The organism is Aureispira sp. CCB-QB1 (assembly GCF_000724545.1).
Taxonomy (GTDB): Bacteria; Bacteroidota; Bacteroidia; order Chitinophagales; family Saprospiraceae; genus Aureispira.
Window position 1 is genome coordinate 89,468 of record NZ_JHBV01000029.1, and the last position, 17,875, is coordinate 107,342.

The window sequence follows — 17,875 nt, forward strand, 5'->3', positions numbered from 1 at the left end:
GAAGTAAACTAATAAAGTTTTTCAACGACCACGTAGTAGCAGCGCAGCTAACTATTGATACTTATTCTACCAATAGAAAATGAGCCAACTCTCAACGATTTGGCTCATTTTTTCATAAACAAAACTATCATATCACGAAGCTAACTTACTAAGTGACAATCTATTTAGTCTTTATTTTCAATTTCTTTCATATTTGCTTTAATAAACTTAGCGTAATTCGCATCAAAGGACTCTGCTGTTTGCTCAAAAGTTTGCTCACTAAAATATTGCGGTTCAACATCTACTGTATTACCACCAATTTCTTTCACTTTTTCAACAACTTCATTAAAATGAGAATCTCTTTGTCTTGCTATATCAGCTGCTCTATAAGCGTCATGTGAAGAGAAAACCGCTTGACGTGCTCTACTTCTATATTTAGTAAGCGGCTCATCGGTCATATCTTTGAGTTTCACAGGCAAGGCAGACCCCTCATTTTTCCAATGCTCTTCATCCAAGTCCCTCCATTTAACATATGCTCCATGACCTTGTGTTGTACCTTTCCCTTCCAACATCTGAAGCGTGTTTAACTGTAATTCACAGTTGTGATTAAACGCCTCTCCATCATAATCACTACCACTCTTGACATTCAGATTCAGTTTTACATCTCCATAAAGCAACGCACTAAGAGGCGTATATATTTGCTTGATGCGAGCAATTGTGTAGCTAAAATTACCAAAATCAGAACCTGCTAGTTCTTCTATTTTGTTCAAAGCAAATAACATCTCTTGGAAGTTTTCAAACGCCAAGGTTCCTCGCACAACATCATTGATTTCATTAACAGCATTTTTTCCAGCCCCTGCATATTTAGTATTCATCTTTTGCTTGATGCGTTCTTTTCCTTTCAACCCTCCCATACTTGTAGCCGCCAAATTTTTGGTTTCCATAATTGGACGATTGGTGTGTTGATGGTACATAATATCTCCTTCTTTTGTAGGATCTTGCTCATCAAGCACTTTAGGATGATCTGCTTTGTATTTAACCTTTTTTTGTTGATCAATTTTCTTAGTCGAAGCACGTGTATCTACTTTTAATTGATTAAAAACCTGTGTAAAAGGTCCCAACGCTTTTGCCGCATCAGCCAACAATGCTTCAATTTGTTTATCCTGTTGTTCACTAGACAAATCCTCTTCATCATCTCCTGCATGAATGATATTTTGATTGGGTTGTGATAACATTTGTACAGGTCCAGAAGTAGTTGCTGTTTTTAAATCCGTTCTTTCTTCTGTTATCTCTGTTTTTTTTGCCTTATCTCCCATTCTAGTCGCCTGATCCTCTAAGCTAGTTTCTGTATTAGCCAAGGTACCTGTTCCCAATTCCGTATTAGGTTTCACATTTCCTTGTTTCTGTTGAATAACATGCCATAACTCATGTGCTAGATGTTCCTCTTGCCCTGGTCCAATATATATATTATTACCTTCGGTGTAAGCATACGCACCTATTTGTGCTGGTTTATCAGAATTATAATGCACTTTAACATCATCCAAAGAATACCCCGAAAGACTTTCAATAGATGCTTTCAAATCATCTGGAATTCCTGTTTTATTCGGCTTAGAGGTTTTACTGATACTATCCTGATAATCGGACAATTCTTTATTTTCATTGTTATTATCCACATCAGACTGAAATTGGCGCATGCGAATTGCTTCTGTGCTGTTATCTACAAAATCAGAATTGGTCGTATCAGGTTGTTTCCTAATCGACTCGTTAGATATCGACTGCTTTTCATCACCTGTTGACTTAGTTAGAGAATCTTTCATATTTTTATTTAGTTTGTTTACAACGTTGAGTCTCCTGTAAAGTTTCTAGTATTTAATACATTTTGCAATCATGTCGTTTTGCAAACGACAGATCCACTAAAAACCTATTTAACATTCTATTCTACTAGAGGAGAGAATTTATAAGGTATAGAGCCTAATGCACCAATAAATATACTACAATTAATGCAAATTAACAACAAAAAAAATGGAGTCATTTTATTAAAGAATGACTCCATTTTTTTTACATATAATATGTTTGACTATTTCTTAGTTAAAGCATTTAAAAAGTCCATGATAGAGTAGTACTCCATAACCACCTCACTTCCATCATTTTCCAAGCCATAAACACGCAAATTCTCTCCAGCTTCTAATAAATTAACCGCATATAAAACTTGACTATTCATGTTCCAAGCGATTTGATACAACAAGACGCGTTCATCATTATATTCGGTATCAAAATTTTCTGTTGTTCTACTAAACTCAATTTCATCATAAGTTCCTTCCTCATTTTTTTTATGGACTGTTGTATTTCCACGCCAATCAATCAAAAAGAGCGTATGCAATGTCTGCGAAATACGTTGGAGTTGTTCCTTAGGATCTTGACCTTGCCACTCTTTGTGATCTTCTAAGGAATAAAATTTAAGTCGTTTGCTTTCTCCTTCAAAGGAACGTTTTTCATCAATACTAATACCCAAGTTGATTAATTGCTCTTTTAATTGCTGCTGAAAATTAGCAGCTTGCGAATTTGTATCCTTCATAATTTGAGTGGTTTAAAATATTATAAATATGTTTTTAATATCATAATTAAATGTATTGGTTGGGCAATACATAAACACGAGGGATTCCTCAATGGTGGTAGTGGGGCAAGAAAATTAAAGTAGAATTTTTAATTTTTTGGAAAAATAAATTGTTGAAGGCTAAGTATGATGTTTCAGTTGTTGGATTTATGAAAACATCAAGATGAGAAATGAATTAAATAGAATTGAATCTAAAAATAACTGTTATTCAGTTAAGTAAGATTAAGATAATACAAAAAAATTATTATTTACAAATAATTGATAGCTATTTTTTTTGTTTTTTTTAGAATTTATGATTGATTCTGATTTTGAAGCCGTACTTCTTTTGAGTACATTTATGCTTCGGTTCGAAGAACTAAATTAGTAAACGTTTAATTTTTCAATTTGTTCTTTAATTGACCTTCTAATTGATAAAAATATTCTAAAATGAACTTAAATTTAGTCCATAAAAACGCTTTAGTTTGTGGCAGCACACAAGGTATTGGAAAGGCAACAGCTTTAGAATTAGCACAAATGGGTGCTAATATCACTTTGGTAGCCCGTAATGAAGAACGTCTAAAGAAAACACTAGCAGATTTAGACACTTCTAAAGGGCAAACACATCAATATTTATGTGTAGACTTTTCAAAACCTGAGGTATTAGCAGACACCTTGACTGCTTACTTGGCAGACGGAAAAATCATGCACATTCTAATCAACAATACAGGAGGTCCTGCGGGTGGACCTATTGAGAAAGCAGCAATACAGGAATTTAGAGCAGCTTTTGAAATGCATTTGATTTGCAATCATATCTTAGTATCTGCGGTAAAAGATGGGATGAAAAAGGCAGGCTACGGTCGAATCATCAATGTCATTTCTACTTCTGTCAAACAACCTTTGAATGGACTAGGAGTCTCCAATACTATTCGTGGCGCTGTGGCGAATTGGGCTAAAACAATGGCCAACGAACTCGGTATTCATGGGATTACTGTCAACAATGTTCTTCCTGGTGCAACCAATACTGTTCGCCTTCAATCCATTATCGAAAATAAGGCGCAAAAACAAAATAGTACGGTTGATGTGGTTGCCAATGCGATGAAAGCAACCATTCCTGCGGGGCGTTTCGCAGAGGCTTCCGAAGTTGCAAATGCTATTGCGTTTCTAGCTTCTCCTGCGGCTGCTTACATCAACGGAATTAATGTTCCTGTAGATGGTGGTAGAACAAAATGCTTGTAAGATAGATTACTTACGGTTATTAATATAATCGTTCATATAGACCACTAGTTTCTGATGCAATTTGCTTCAAAGCTAGTGGTCTTTTTTTATCAATATAGATGATTGCCTATCAAAAAACAGCCTATACGACTTAACGCATGACCATCAATGGACAGGTAATATGCTCTAACAAATGTCTGGTTGTACTTAATCTAAATAAACGCTCAAAAAAGTTTTTAGGAGGACTATACGCCATCAATAAATCAATGCTCTTTTCTTTTAGAAACAACTTCAGCCCTTCCTGAACTGTTTTTCCTTTTAGTTCGTGAAAAAGCACTTCGATATCGGCTGAATTTGCGGTCAACAACTCGTCAACTTCCCCTGGTTCTGCTTTTTTATCAGAATAAACATGTACATAATGCAAATTTGAATTTAACAATTCTGCTAAAGCCAAGGGCATAGAAACTTGATTCATATTTTCTAAGCTCAAATCCGTGGCGTAAGCAATGTCCGTTATTTTGCGATACGTTACTTGTTCTGGTACAATCAAAACAGGACAATGTGAGGTAGCGGCAACTTCTGTTGTCACACTTCCAAATAAACTCTCTATAATATTGTGTTCACCATGTGTTGGCATTACAATTAAGTCAATATCATTTTTTTTGCTAAAAGCGACGATTTCATCTTCTGGCAAACCTACAGATGCATGAGCGTGGATGTCCAATCCCTCTGTTAATTTCTGCTGTCCTGTTTTTTGAAGGTGGGCGAATCGCCCCAATTTTAGATGGGCATTTTCTTTCCGTTCTTCAATCATTTTATAAGCAATTGGGTCTGTTACAGGAACCCCTAAGTCTATACGATACACATGTAGAACATCTACCCTAGCCTTTAATTGGCGTGCAAGATTTAGGCAATACTGGTAACCTAGAACAGACATTGCTGAAAAATCAGTTGGGTAAAGTATTCTTTTTATTGGTTTCATAATTGGTAATTTTTAATTTAGTAGTTCTTCCTTCGTTCTTCAAAATGAATACAACAAGTTATTCTAAATCCACCTCTACACTTCCTACTAGGTAGCTATGAAGTCAAAAATAAGCTTTTTGCAAAAATAGAAATGTGTTTTTAATCATTTTTGTTTATGACCACTATCATAATATAGTCCATATAAATGGTTTATTTTTGTAGCAAATCAACAACTAATCATTGAATTTGTAACCTATTATTATGAAAAATATATTGTCAGCTACCGACTTCTCTTCTACTGCCAACAAAGCGGTTGATTACGCTAGTATGATTGCAAAGGGTCAAAAAACACCTGTGGAACTAAAATTACTAAACGTTTATCACATTAAGGAAGAATTGAAGCCTATTTTATCAGAAGAATACATCGAAAAATTATCTCGGCACGAATTATTTGATTTGGCAATTTACAAACAATCTAAAAATCTGCCAGCACATGTGAGTTTAAAAGGAGTATTAAGAAAAGGACCTGTTGTAGAAACTATTTTGCAGGAGGCTAGAGAAAGCAAGTCTGAATGTATCGTTATTGGTAGAAATGGTCATTCAGGAGTCAAAAATTGGCTGTTGGGGAATAACACGTTGCAACTAATTGAAAAAAGTGAGATTCCTGTTATGGTGATTCCTCGAATAGCCATTGTTCAGCCTCCTAAAAAAATTGCTATTGCCATTGACGATCGGTTTGTTCCATCCAACAAAACCTTGGCTCCTATTTATGAATTAGTCGATCGGTTTAATACAGAATTAGTTCTTTTTCATGTAGAACAAGAAGCCGCTCATTCTAATACACATAAAGAGACAGCCATTCAAATTGCTAGAAAAGGGTATCAAATTAATTTGTATAAAATGGATTCTGAAAACCCCACCGATGCGCTCTTAACAATGGCAGAAGAACATCAAATAGATTTGTTGTGTTTGATCAAACACGACTACACAACGTGGCAACAGTTATTCCACAAAAGTACTTCTTCTAATGTAGCTACTAAGAGTAAATTGCCTTTTATTATTTTAAAAGATCAGTTGTAGAATCTACGTCTATAAGATCAAGCAATTAAAGCGTTAAAAAGTGATTAAAATCATTCTTTGTGATGATGTAAGTCATTGTAAGACACTTAGAATAACCGTATTTTTATAATACAAAATACAAATAGATTTAGTTATTCTAAAAAATATATCAATCATGAAAAAATTCTTTTTAACTTGGATCACCCTCTTGGGTATTGTAGCGCTCACTTTTGCTCAAACACAAAAAACCTTGGTCAAAACTCTGCCTGTTGAGTGCCCTACTTACGAAGCTATTTTTGCCTTAAAAGGACAGGTTGACGTTGAAGAATGGGACAATAAAACCATTCGAATTGTCACCACAATTACAACTGCCAATACTCCTGAAAACGTCTTAAAAGCTTTGGTAGCAGCTGGGCGTTACGATTATGAAATGACAATAGATGATATGAATCAAACCATCACCATTGATATGCCTAAAAAAGAGAATGCGATTATGATTAATGGTGTTGATCTTGACGATCAATTAGACTATAAAATTTTCGTTCCGAAAGGAATGAATTATCAAATTGGTTTGGATTTTATGTTGATGTAATTTAGTTCGTCCAATCCCAAGTTTTATTAGCTATGTATTTGATACAATAGTTCGTTAAAAACCTTTATTAGTTTGATAATCAGTAAGTTACACCTTCGTCTCACTTCATATTAAAGCTTTGATTATCAAACTAATATAAATGTGCTTTTTTATTTTTTTGGTGAAAAAGTAAACAACTAAGCGATAGCGATCTCACGACCGCAGGGAGCTACCACGAAGTAGCACCGTAGGTAATCAACGAACTACTATGATAATAATACAGCTAACTATTGAGACAAGCGACTTAATGATTTTTAGAATCCTCGATATAGTGTTTATCTTCCTATAAAAACATGTTTTACTTGTTTAGTAGTCCGCTAAAAACAGCGGACTATTAACTTGTCAAAGCATGTTTTTTTTGTCTTTTTGCTCATACTAAGCAACATCATTTTTTAAACTAAGCAACATCATTTTATGATCTATTGAATCCCGCTATATTTGTTCTGTAATCAAAAAACAATTACTTCACTATAAAACAGATCAATCATGAAAAAGCTACTATTAACTTGGGTAATTGTACTACTAACCTTTGGTCTAGGATGGGCGCAGACAGAAAACACATTTGTTCAAACGTTTATTCCTGAAGAAGATTGTTATTTTGCCGTTTTTGCTTTAAATGCTAATGCGACAGTAAATACATGGGATGAACCAACCATCAAAATTACTTACACCCTTAAAAACCTTCCCGAAGCTAACAACACAGACAAAGTCTTTCATCAAGTTGAAATGCAGTTTTACGAAGAAGAAAGGGTCATGATTTTTGAACTTCCTAATCAAGACAAAGCAGTACTAAACAATGCCGAAAAAATGGTCGAATTCTTGGAAGTAGAAATCCTTATTCCTAATGGCATTAAATACCATGTTGTTCCAACGGCTTTACATCCACTACTATAAACAAAGCATTAATTAGGGGTTGAGAACTTACTCAAAATAAAAAAGCATTCAATCCTAAATACCATAATTCAAGCCATAAGTTTTCGTTCAATCGTTGCTTATGGCTTTTTTACTTTCTTGTTGTAGGATAATCCTATGCTTGTGTTCAATGATATAATGAACCTTGGAACTTATTAGGGTACTAGATAGTTACATAATTTATGAAACTAACAATTACAGGATATTCGACCGCTTTATTTGCAACATGGTATTTTATTGAAGAGTTGGGTTTACTCTTTGATGCAGGAGATGGGGTATCGGCTCATTTACTACAAAAATCTAGAAAAATTAAACATATTTTCATCAGTCATCCTGACAGAGATCATATTACAGGTCTATTGCAAATCCGTCAGTTAAATGCCCGTGAAGGCGGTTTTCCTTGGGTCTACTATCCCAAAGATGCAGGCTCCTTTCCTGCTATGGACAACTTTATGAGTAAATTTGATGCACATACCCAACACAATATTTGGCATCCTCTAAATGATACACAAGACGTTCCCATAAAAAAAGGAATTTTGGTGCATAGCATAAGAAATGAGCACATTGAAGCTCCTAAAAATAGCATTAAAAGTCTAAGCTTTGATGTTATCGAAGTCAAACAAAAACTAAAAGAACAATTCAAAACATTATCTCCTAAAGAATTGCAAACCCTTCGACTGCAAAAGGGCAATGATTTTATTACAGAAGAAAAAAAACAGTCTATTTTAAGTTATTCAGGTGATACTCCTGTCCAAGATTTCGATCGCTGGAAGCATTCTAAAATTCTCATTCACGAAGCAACATTTTTGGATAATTCTATCAATCCCCCCAAAGGGCAGAAAAAGAACCAACATAGCACCTTAGAAGAAGTCATAGAAATGGTGGCAGCATCTAAAGTAGAACAATTAATTTTAGGGCATTTTTCTTCTCGTTATTCCAAGCAACAAATCCAACAAGCGGTAATGTCCTTCGCTCAAAAATATGCTTTAAACATACCTATATTCTGTGTTTTTCCTGGCGAAGTTGTGAAAGATATTTTAAATACCAATTCTATTGTCTGACAACATCATAATGATGCTATCCAAACATTCCAACCAAATACAAATACGTTACTACTATTATTATTAACAAACACCAAATGAGAATTTTAGCCGGCAATACTTGGGAAGCTTTTTGAAGGTTTCGAGCTACTAAGGTCTCCTTCAACTGCTGTACTTCTGATAGTGAATAGACAATATTTTGCTCTGCCAATACTTTCAAAGCCAGTTCTAAGCTCTTTCCATTCATTTGCGCTGAAGCCAATGCTTTTTGCAATACTGTAACTGGCAAACCTCTGAAAAAACGCTCTTCAGCAGCTTCAAAATAGGTCAAAATAGTGCTGTATCTTTGAACCAATTGGTCTGCTTTTTCTTTGCACGCTTCTGGCAAAAAAACCGCCCAACCATCATAAATTCCTTTTGTTTCTACAAAATCAATAATCCGAATCGCATCTTTGTAAGCATAATAATAACGCCACTCTAAAACCATTGCTATCCCCTCTTTCTTCATAACTTCTTGAAATGCCTCTACATCTGCCGATTCATCCAAAATGAGGTAAGGTACTAATTCCGTACGCTTTTCATCTACATTATGCTTCATTTTCACTAAAATGTTTTGTTACCCAATCGGCATACCCTTCCGCCCCTAACATGGGTACAATCTGTATAATAGGCAAACCTTTCTCTTCTTGTTGCAGCATTGCCACTAAGCCTGTATAACGTTTGTGTGCCTTATTATTTCGAATCGCAGCACTAACAGCTTCCTTTGTTCCCACCAAAATAACCAATTGTTTGCCCCTTGTTATCCCTGTGTACAATAAATTTCTAAAAAGCAACCGATTATACGACTCATGAATGGGCAAGATGATACAAGGACTTTCACTTCCTTGATACTTATGGACAGAAACAGCATAAGCCAAGTCGAGCTCCAACAATTCTGAAAATTCGTATTCTACCTCTTTTCCATCAAATTCTACTACAACTATTTTATCAACATCAATCACTTTCTTAAGGTAACCAATATCTCCATTATACACACCCTTATCATAATTATTTCTAGTCTGTATCACTTTATCCCCTTCCACCAACTTTTTATGTCCAACCCCCATGTCTTCGTTTTTCTTCTTAGGATTTAAGTTGAGTTGTAAAATACGATTAAATTCTACACTGCCTATTTTCCCCTTATTCATCGGACATAACAACTGAATGTCTTTTAGCTTGTGTAAACCATATGCTTTGGGCAAACGTTTGTCAATTAGCCCTAAAATGTGTTGTATGAGTCGTTCAGGTTGACGTTCAGTAATAAAAAAGAAATCACTATCTTTCTCTGTCGTAATATTAGGAAAAATTCCTTGGTTGATTTTATGTGCATTGATTACAATCTGCGAATTAATGGCTTGTCTAAAAATTTCTGTCAACCTTGTAACAGGCACTCGTTCGCTTTGAATCAAATCGTTTAGCACATTCCCTGCCCCCACACTAGGCAATTGGTCAACATCTCCTACCAAAATCACCTTACAATTATCAGGAACAGCTTTCAACAAAGCACTCATCAAAAAAGCATCAATCATACTTGCCTCATCTACAATAAGCACCTCACAATCCAACTGATCGTATTTATTCTTACGAAAATAGCGAGTAACAAAATCAAAGGTTAATAAGCTATGAATGGTAGAAGCTTCCCTTTTCGTAATTTCGCTAAGTCGCTTAGCAGCTCGTCCAGTAGGAGCAGCAAGAACAATAGACTCGGTGGTTTCTAAACAAATATCTAAGACTACTTTTGTAATCGTACTTTTTCCAGTACCAGGTCCTCCTGTAATAATATGCAGCTTGTCTTCTATACTTTTAATGACGGCCGCTTCTTGTTGTACAGCCAAAGTAATTCCATTTTTCTTGCTAGATTTTTCTATAGCAAGTTCCAAATCGGTTGCTTCAAAAACATCCTCAAAGACCTTTAAGCGCTGTATTTCTGCCGCAATTTCTTTTTCATAGTCATAATTGACCTTTGACCAAACAAAAGTCTTAGGGCTACCTCCTTTGTGTGTTAATAATTTGAGAATAACCCTTCCTTTTGCTGCCAACCTATTTAAGGCATCTTCTACCAAGTCAAAAGCAACTCCTAGCAACATCGCTGCCTCCTTTACCACCCCTTCTAAAGGATAGCAACTGTGTCCCATTCGAGCAACCTGTTCCAGAGTAAATTCTATTCCAGAAGCAATTCTTGCGGCATCATTGACATCCACACCCATTTTTTGAGCAATGGCATCTGATTTCTTAAAACCAATACCATCAATTTCCGTTGATAAACGATACGGATTTTCTTTGACCTTTTCAATGCTTTTTTGACCGTAAACCTTAAAAATACGTTGAGCATAAGCAGGTGAAACGCCATAATTTTGAAGAAAGATCATAACCTGCCGAACATCTTTCTGTTTTGCCCATGCCGATTGTATCCGTTCTAATTTCTTCTTGCCAATTCCTTCTATTTCTAACAAACGATGCGGAGCAATATCAAAAACTTCTAGTGTTATTTCTCCAAAATGATCGACAATTTTCTTGGCAAATACAGCACCAATTCCTGCCACAGATCCCGAAGCTAAATACAACTCAATGCCCCTAGTAGTAGATGGAATTTTAACATCAAAAGCCTCTACAACAAACTGTTTACCAAACTTCTTATCATTCTTCCAATAACCTTCACAAAGCAAGGTTTCACCAACCTGAACTCCCATCATACTCCCCACTACTGTGGTCACGTTGGCATGCCCTGTTTCCAATATTTTGCCAACAGTATATCCATTTTCTTCGTTTCTATAAATAATATGCTCTAAGCTTCCTTCAATCTTTTCCATAGTTGCAATTTATAACAAAAAGAATCAACAAGCAATTCTTATTTGATAGACACACAAAGTATGTATATTTTTCGTTATGATAGCCATCCATTTATTAGATTTTTGACAATTCATTTAGCTAATTTGCCAAACAACAATTTTTTGTATCTTATCTTTAAGTATATTTACCCCTTATAAAACAATTATCTAATGTATCTTTCTTTTTTATTCCGCATTTTTTGCTTTTTATTCCCTTTTCAACTCCTTCTAGCACAAGAAAATCACAGGATTGACAGTTTAGAAAAATTAGCCGATACTACCCTTTCTTCTGACCAAAAATCAGAGCTATATCATTCGATTGCAAAAGAATACTTAAATGTAGATTTTGAAAAAGCAGAAGCCTACGAAAACTTGGCCTTAAAGTTTTGCTCTGATGACAATCATAGCCAATTGGGAGATTGTTATGGTCTTTTTGCTGCCATTTATGCCCAAACTTCTAGATCCCCCCAAGCTTTAACCTACGTAGATAGCTCTATTTATTTCTATGAAATAGCCAAAGATAGCGTTGGAATAGCAATAGCCTACAACACTAAAGGAGCCATTCTCATTCAATTACAACAATTTGAAAAAGGAGCTGAATATTTGTATAAGAATCTACAATTAAACGAACAAATGGGTGATACCGCTTCCCTAATGCCTGGACTTCAAAATCTCTTGGAAATTTATCGAATGATTGGCGAACACAACAAAGCCTTGGAAACAGGGAGAAAAGTTTTGTCCCTCGCTCACTCTACCCATGATATTTCAATGCAAGGATTTGCCTATCAATCTATAGGAGCTATTATGTTCAACTCGCATCAAATCGACTCTTCTTTAGCTTATTATCTTAAATCTATTCCTGCATTTAAAAACGCAAATAACTATGAACAAGTCGCTTTGTCCTATGGTCATATAGCACATCTTTATGCCTTCCAAAAAAAGAAATCATTGGCTTTGGAAGCGATTCAACAAGCAATAGAGTTCCAACCATTTATTAATTCTCAAAGTAACACCCTCGAATTGCAACTTTATATTGCTCACACCTATTATGCCATTGAAAATTACAACCAAAGCATCGCTATATCCCAAACAGTGTTAGACACAGCAACTATTTTAAACGACTTTTATTTTCAAGAACAAAGCCTAAATCGCCTGATTAAGAACATGGTGCAGCTCAATGATTTTGAAGCCGCCTACAACTATCAAAAAAAACGAGAAAGTGTTCTAGATTCATTTCTAACATTAGAAAAGCAAAATGAATTACTAAATTTAGAAACCAAGTATCAAACAGAAAAAATTGAGCAAGAAAATAAATTGCTTGCTCAAGAAAAAGCTATCGAAAAAATTAGAGCAGATCGCAACCGTCAACTACTTTATCTGTCTATTTTTGCGATTATACTAATAATAATTATTTCCATTCTCTTAGTTCGCCAATCCAAAATAAATGCAGCTCGTTTGACCAATCAACTCAAAAATCGCCTGTTGCGCAATCAAATGAGCCCTCATTTTATCTTTAACTCTTTAGTCGCTATTCAAAACTTTGTTTACAAAAGCAACCCCATTCAAGCAGGAGATTATTTAGCTTCTTTTGCTCAACTAATTCGTGCTATTTTAGAAAATTCTATGGAAGAATACATCCCGTTGGAAAAAGAAATTCAATGGCTTGATAATTATCTAAAGTTGCAACTATTACGTTTTGACAACAACTTTGATTATTCCATTGATTTAGATGAAAACATTGACTTGGATAATATGCTTATTCCTCCAATGCTCACACAACCTTTTATTGAAAATGCTTTGGAACACGGTCTGCAAGATGTAGATTACAAAGGTAAAATTGAGGTCAAAATTAACATATCTAACGACATTTTGCACATTAAAGTTTATGATAATGGCGTTGGTTTAGAAGCGAATAATAAACCTAACGATCAAAAAAAGCACCAATCATTAGCCCTTAAAATTACTAAAGAACGCCTACAATTTCTCAACAAAAAACGTGGAAAAAAAATATTCTTTAATATGAAAAGCCTTCCTTCTAAAGGAACTTTAGTTTCTTTTTCGCTACCTTTAAATTATAAATATTAATACCAATCATATTCCCTTTATAATGAATGCACTTATTGTTGACGACGAAAAACAAGCAAGAGAAACGCTTTTGCAAATCATTCGATTATGTTGTACCAACATCACAATTTGTAGAGAAGCCAACAGCGTATTAGATGCTATCATTGAGATAGAAAAAGAGCGACCTGATATTCTATTTTTAGACATCAATTTAGGTTCAAACAATGGTTTCGAAATCTTACAATACTTTGAAAAAGAGCCTCTAAATGTTGTATTTGTAACAGGACACAACGATTATTTACTCAAGGCATTACGCGCCTCAGCAGTCGATTTTTTGTTAAAACCCGTCAAAGGCAGTGAATTGATGGCAGCGGTTCAAAAAGTAGAACAAAAACGATCCGAACAACAACGCTATCAATATATCGACACCCTTCTTTCTAATCTTCAAGACGAAAAAGAGAGCATACAAAAGCTAACCATTAGCACCGCTGATAGCCTCTATATTCTCAATGTGGATGATATTATTTATTGTGAATCGGACAAAGGATATACTACTTTTTATACGACAGACAAACAAAAAATTATTGTCTCTAAAATTATAAGAGAATACGAAGAAATATTGCCTAAGAAAAACTTCATGCGAGTACATCAGTCTTTTTTGGTCAACCTAAATCATGTTCAACGATACGACAAAAAAGACAAAAATGCTCTAATAACGACACTGAATTACCAAGTTCCAGTTTCTCATAGATTAAAAGCTAAAGTCCTCGGCTATTTCGATAATATTGGCAATTGATTGTAGTAGTAAGCCTCAAAAACAGCAGGCTGTAAAAATAACAACGAACTACTATTACAAAGTACTGAGTACAAATTAAGGTCATCTCTTTAAGGATGACTTTCTTTTTTAAGTATCTTGATTTTGAGGGACAAAAGTCCCTACAATCTTTTTTTTTCTCTATCTTTCTTATTGATGCTCTCTAATTAGAACAATCGAACCAAAACAAAATCAATCATGTCTATAAAATCGAACCACATTTATCTCTATATTTTTCTTATCACAGCACTTGTAGGTTGTCGAGGATGCAGCTGTAGTCCACCCAAAACTTTTGTCTTAGAAAAACTGACCAAAGACATTCGATTGGATGCTGATAATGTTGCCACCATTCAAATTGAGCATCTAGAAAAGAAAAAAATGAGTTTTACATTTAAGTTTAAAAAACATGGAGGCAAGGCTTCTTATGCGATGCGCTACAACTTAAAACTAAATGACCGCCCTTACCGAAAAGCTATTTTTGAGCACGATGCAGCCAAAACGGATAGTGTTCAACAATATCAAAATGATCTAAGCTTAGAAATAAGTGAAGACCAACAACATTTGCTTGTCAAACACTTAGGAGAACCTGTTGATGTTTATCATATCTTGCCACTAGGAGCGCCCTTTTCTACTACTTTTAAAAAGGTAGAATTGAAAAAAAATAGTACCGCATTTCAACAAAAAACACTAAAAAGCCCCGAAGATCTTTTAACGGACTATGTTGCAAAAATGGAAACGGAGGCGCAATTTGCCAATAACCCAAGCATTAAGGAAACTCTAGATGCCCAAGAAGGTATTTGTCCCCTCGACAAGAAATTATTAGAATTAGTAGGCAACCCGCTCGCTGATTATTATTTCACCAAAGAAGGACGTATTTCTTATCTTTGTACCCATGACAAAGCTTGGCGGACTAGAGCCATGAAAAAAGTCTATCGTTTTGTAGGAGAAGCAAGCAGATCAAAACATCCCATGCCTCCCCAAACCTTAAAAAATGCTACGGGTGCTGTTAATTTGTTTGTACACGGTTTGGCTGATCTAATGGATAAAAGAGCTATTGAACGAATGGTCTTGCCACAATACCCTTTGTACCCTTATACCGAAGCAGTGTATAATCTAGAACATCATCGAACACTCCGTCCCAATGAAGCAAGAAGTATTGAAAAAAATTCCAAGAAAATTTTGACAAATCCTGCCTTTCGCAAAGAGTTGCCCGATCCTACCGCTGCTGTAGACGCAGCCATAGAGTTTCTCATCTTGTATCGAGACGATAAGAATACAAAAGCATTTGAAGAAATTATAAAAGCCATTTTCCAGAAAGAAATTCTCTTGTTAGAACTAAAAAACATAGAAGCTGAAATCTTTTTTCCTTACGATAGTCGATTTTCTCAACAAGAGCAAGCTATTATTCTGAATCAGGCTAGAAAAGCAGCTCAACAATTGGGCAAAAAACAAGAAAATTTTCGATTAAAATCTTTCTTAAAACGTTTTGAAAAACAAACCAATACTGCTACTAAAACAGAAAAAAAGATGCCTTCTTAAGTCTGTTTACTAGAACTTAGTATACGATTATGGACATTCTATAGATGAAATCGGACAGCTTTGAATCTAAACGATTCAAAAAGCGCCAATTTTATTGCATTGCATTATATTAAATAAGAAATCATTCTACATTATTTAATTCTATTATCGTATGAATAACCCAATGCAAGTTGTCCATTTTCAAATCAATTTAGGTTCTTCCTTAACATTCAAAGAAGGCTATTTCGAAATTTATGCCATACAAGAACAGAGTACACCCAATACTGAAAAGATTTCAGTAAACACGCCTACTTTTACTGTTACCTTGAATAGCAACTCGGATGTTTACTACTGCCTTATTCTAACCATTACTCAAACTAATGAAGGCAATTATTCAGAACAACACCCCATTCAGTTGCTTTCTGTTTTTAATGGAGCTAGTACCGAAGTTATGCTCAATGAACCATTAACGATTGCAAATGCTTTTTGTTATGCTCAATTTATGCAAGTATCACAAGAGCAAACAATAGCTATTACAGGACTTTCTAGAAGTATTGAAGTAGCGCATTTGATGCGTCTCAACTTTATGGACGATGCAGGAAATTTATCTCCTGTCATCTCTACTTCTCCTAATCATCTGGAAACCAACAGCTATTCTATGTGGAACTCCTTGTCAAATTTATTGTATTATTGCTTGACAGATGCTTCAATTTATCAAGCTTTTTTGAGCGCAACAAGCACTCCTGATTTGCAGGCTACCTCTTTCCTAGGTGGACTTTCTTTTTTAGTCCATCATCCATTTAATAATGTTGATTTTATTTATGACCTAGTCTGTGGAGAAGAACAAGTTTATACCCCCTCATTACCACAAATCCAACCAATTGGCAAACAAACAAAAGCAGTTTCTCAATGGACATTAACTATAAAAGTACACGATTCAGGAGCTAAAAATTTCCTAATTGGCGGACCTGCTTTTGTTGTTTTTGATAAAAATGACAGAGCTTGGATTACCAACAATGTAACCCAAGGCACCCCCAACTCAAGTGCTTTTTGCACTGTTTTAGAACCCGATGGTTCTCCCGCTTCTTTTTCGCCACTATTTGGTGGAGGGCTACTAGGTTCTGGCTTTGGAGTTGCTACAGATTTAAACAAGGAAACAATTTATTTTGGTAACTATGGATGGGGACCAACACAGTGCAACCCACAAGAAGGGAGTATTTCGGTCTTTAATTGTGAAGGGAAAGCCATCAGCCCTCCTCAAGGGTATACCAATTCCTTGCATAGAATCCAAGGTTTAAATTTTGATAGCAAGGGAAATCTGTGGATGTGTTCTTGGGGCACTCAAGATCCTTTAGCTCCTTCTGATGCTACCTATTATAACTTTAAATCGCACAATAGTTCCATTGTTGTTTATTTAGGCGGTGACCCAAACAAAGTTGTTTCTTATGACTTTGACGAGATGGCGAGCCCATATAACTTAACATTTTCTGTTACTTTTGACAAAGATGATAATGCCATTGTTAGCAATGCGGGGGCTTACTCTAAAGATGATCCCAGTAAATGTCAAATATCTTCTATTTATAAACTACAACTAAAAGATGGCGTCATTCAGCCTTTAGCGCAATGGACTGCTGCTGATAATCCAGAAACCAATGGCTATGAAATTTTTCGCCAAGCTGCTGTCAATTCCAAGGGAGAAATTTATTTGGCAGCTATAAAATCGAGTCGAATTATTAAGTTTGACAAAGATTTGAACTACCTCAAAGAATTCAAACAAAACATACATTTGCCTTGGGGAATTTTAATTGATCGAAACGATACAATCTGGGTTAGCAATTTTGGCAAAGAAACCTACGCAACAAATGGCAAAGAAGTCCTTGGACCTACTGGAGTTACAATCATTCAAGAAACACCCAATGGTGCCAGCAATCATTTTATGACTTTGCCATCTGGAGGTCATGAAGTCTTATTGAAAAACGGATTTCCGTTATATGGCAACATTTCTGGTGATCCTAGTCAGCCCTTGCCCTTACCTTGTTACAGCCCTCTTATGCGCTTAACAGCTTCTTCTATTGATCGTTGCGGAAATCTATGGGCTGCTAATAATTGGAAGCCTGCTGCGACTGTAGACATAAAAGAAAATCCTGGAGGCGATGGAATTGTAATTTTTATTGGCGTAGCCCCTCCCACTATTTAGACATAAGACTCTAATTAGTTGTG

At 35.3% G+C, this 17,875-nt stretch carries 14 protein-coding genes; 9 read left to right on the forward strand and 5 right to left on the reverse strand.

What is annotated here, in order from left to right; all coding sequences use genetic code 11:
• Positions 1 to 164 precede the first annotated feature (164 nt).
• Together CG11_RS29075 and CG11_RS14065 are read right to left on the reverse strand one after the other, a co-directional pair.
• A complete protein-coding gene (locus CG11_RS29075; RefSeq protein ID WP_063833108.1) occupies positions 165 to 1,796 on the reverse strand; it encodes a DUF4157 domain-containing protein in 1,632 nt (543 codons plus the stop codon).
• A 260-nt stretch (positions 1,797 to 2,056) separates the two neighbouring features.
• Entirely contained in the window at positions 2,057 to 2,554 is a 498-nt protein-coding gene (locus CG11_RS14065; protein ID WP_052597251.1) for a hypothetical protein, read from the reverse strand.
• 465 nt (positions 2,555 to 3,019) lie between these two features.
• Between CG11_RS14065 and CG11_RS14070 the strand changes: the two genes are divergently transcribed.
• Positions 3,020 to 3,808 carry an SDR family oxidoreductase gene (locus tag CG11_RS14070; protein WP_052597253.1) on the forward strand — a complete coding sequence of 263 codons (789 nt, stop codon included), beginning with the start codon at positions 3,020 to 3,022 and terminating at the stop codon, positions 3,806 to 3,808.
• Positions 3,809 to 3,938: 130 nt separating this feature from the next.
• On the opposite strand, the gene CG11_RS14075 is transcribed toward CG11_RS14070, so the two are convergent.
• A complete protein-coding gene (locus tag CG11_RS14075) occupies positions 3,939 to 4,769 on the reverse strand; it encodes a universal stress protein (protein ID WP_052597256.1) in 831 nt (276 codons plus the stop codon).
• 242 nt (positions 4,770 to 5,011) lie between these two features.
• Between CG11_RS14075 and CG11_RS14080 the strand changes: the two genes are divergently transcribed.
• The 4 genes from CG11_RS14080 (at position 5,012) to CG11_RS14095 (ending at position 8,413) form a co-directional block, all read left to right on the forward strand.
• Positions 5,012 to 5,830 (forward strand): universal stress protein, encoded by an 819-nt coding sequence (locus CG11_RS14080; RefSeq protein WP_052597258.1) that lies wholly within the window; start codon positions 5,012 to 5,014, stop codon positions 5,828 to 5,830.
• A 154-nt stretch (positions 5,831 to 5,984) separates the two neighbouring features.
• Positions 5,985 to 6,401 (forward strand): hypothetical protein, encoded by a 417-nt coding sequence (locus CG11_RS14085; RefSeq protein ID WP_052597260.1) that lies wholly within the window; start codon positions 5,985 to 5,987, stop codon positions 6,399 to 6,401.
• A gap of 525 nt (positions 6,402 to 6,926) precedes the next feature.
• Positions 6,927 to 7,334 (forward strand): hypothetical protein, encoded by a 408-nt coding sequence (locus CG11_RS14090; RefSeq protein WP_052597262.1) that lies wholly within the window; start codon positions 6,927 to 6,929, stop codon positions 7,332 to 7,334.
• 200 nt (positions 7,335 to 7,534) lie between these two features.
• Positions 7,535 to 8,413 carry an MBL fold metallo-hydrolase gene (locus tag CG11_RS14095; RefSeq protein ID WP_052597265.1) on the forward strand — a complete coding sequence of 293 codons (879 nt, stop codon included), beginning with the start codon at positions 7,535 to 7,537 and terminating at the stop codon, positions 8,411 to 8,413.
• A gap of 16 nt (positions 8,414 to 8,429) precedes the next feature.
• Here the strand turns inward: CG11_RS14095 and CG11_RS14100 are convergent, their stop codons facing one another.
• Entirely contained in the window at positions 8,430 to 8,990 is a 561-nt protein-coding gene (locus CG11_RS14100) for a hypothetical protein (protein WP_052597267.1), read from the reverse strand.
• Positions 8,980 to 11,241 carry an ATP-dependent RecD-like DNA helicase gene (locus tag CG11_RS14105; protein ID WP_052597270.1) on the reverse strand — a complete coding sequence of 754 codons (2,262 nt, stop codon included), beginning with the start codon at positions 11,239 to 11,241 and terminating at the stop codon, positions 8,980 to 8,982. Before CG11_RS14105 ends, CG11_RS14100 begins: the two co-directional genes overlap by 11 nt.
• Before the next feature lie 189 nt (positions 11,242 to 11,430).
• On the opposite strand from CG11_RS14105, the gene CG11_RS14110 reads away from it, so the two are divergent.
• The 4 genes from CG11_RS14110 (at position 11,431) to CG11_RS14125 (ending at position 17,852) form a co-directional block, all read left to right on the forward strand.
• A complete protein-coding gene (locus CG11_RS14110; RefSeq protein ID WP_052597271.1) occupies positions 11,431 to 13,344 on the forward strand; it encodes a histidine kinase in 1,914 nt (637 codons plus the stop codon).
• A 22-nt stretch (positions 13,345 to 13,366) separates the two neighbouring features.
• Positions 13,367 to 14,119: a LytTR family DNA-binding domain-containing protein gene (locus CG11_RS14115; protein WP_052597273.1), complete on the forward strand. Its 753-nt coding sequence runs from the start codon at positions 13,367 to 13,369 to the stop codon at positions 14,117 to 14,119.
• A 216-nt stretch (positions 14,120 to 14,335) separates the two neighbouring features.
• Positions 14,336 to 15,676, forward strand: coding sequence for a hypothetical protein (locus CG11_RS14120; protein ID WP_052597275.1), 1,341 nt, complete (start codon positions 14,336 to 14,338; stop codon positions 15,674 to 15,676).
• 151 nt (positions 15,677 to 15,827) lie between these two features.
• Complete coding sequence (locus tag CG11_RS14125) at positions 15,828 to 17,852, forward strand: hypothetical protein (RefSeq protein WP_156039776.1); 2,025 nt, start codon at positions 15,828 to 15,830, stop codon at positions 17,850 to 17,852.
• Positions 17,853 to 17,875 lie beyond the last annotated feature (23 nt).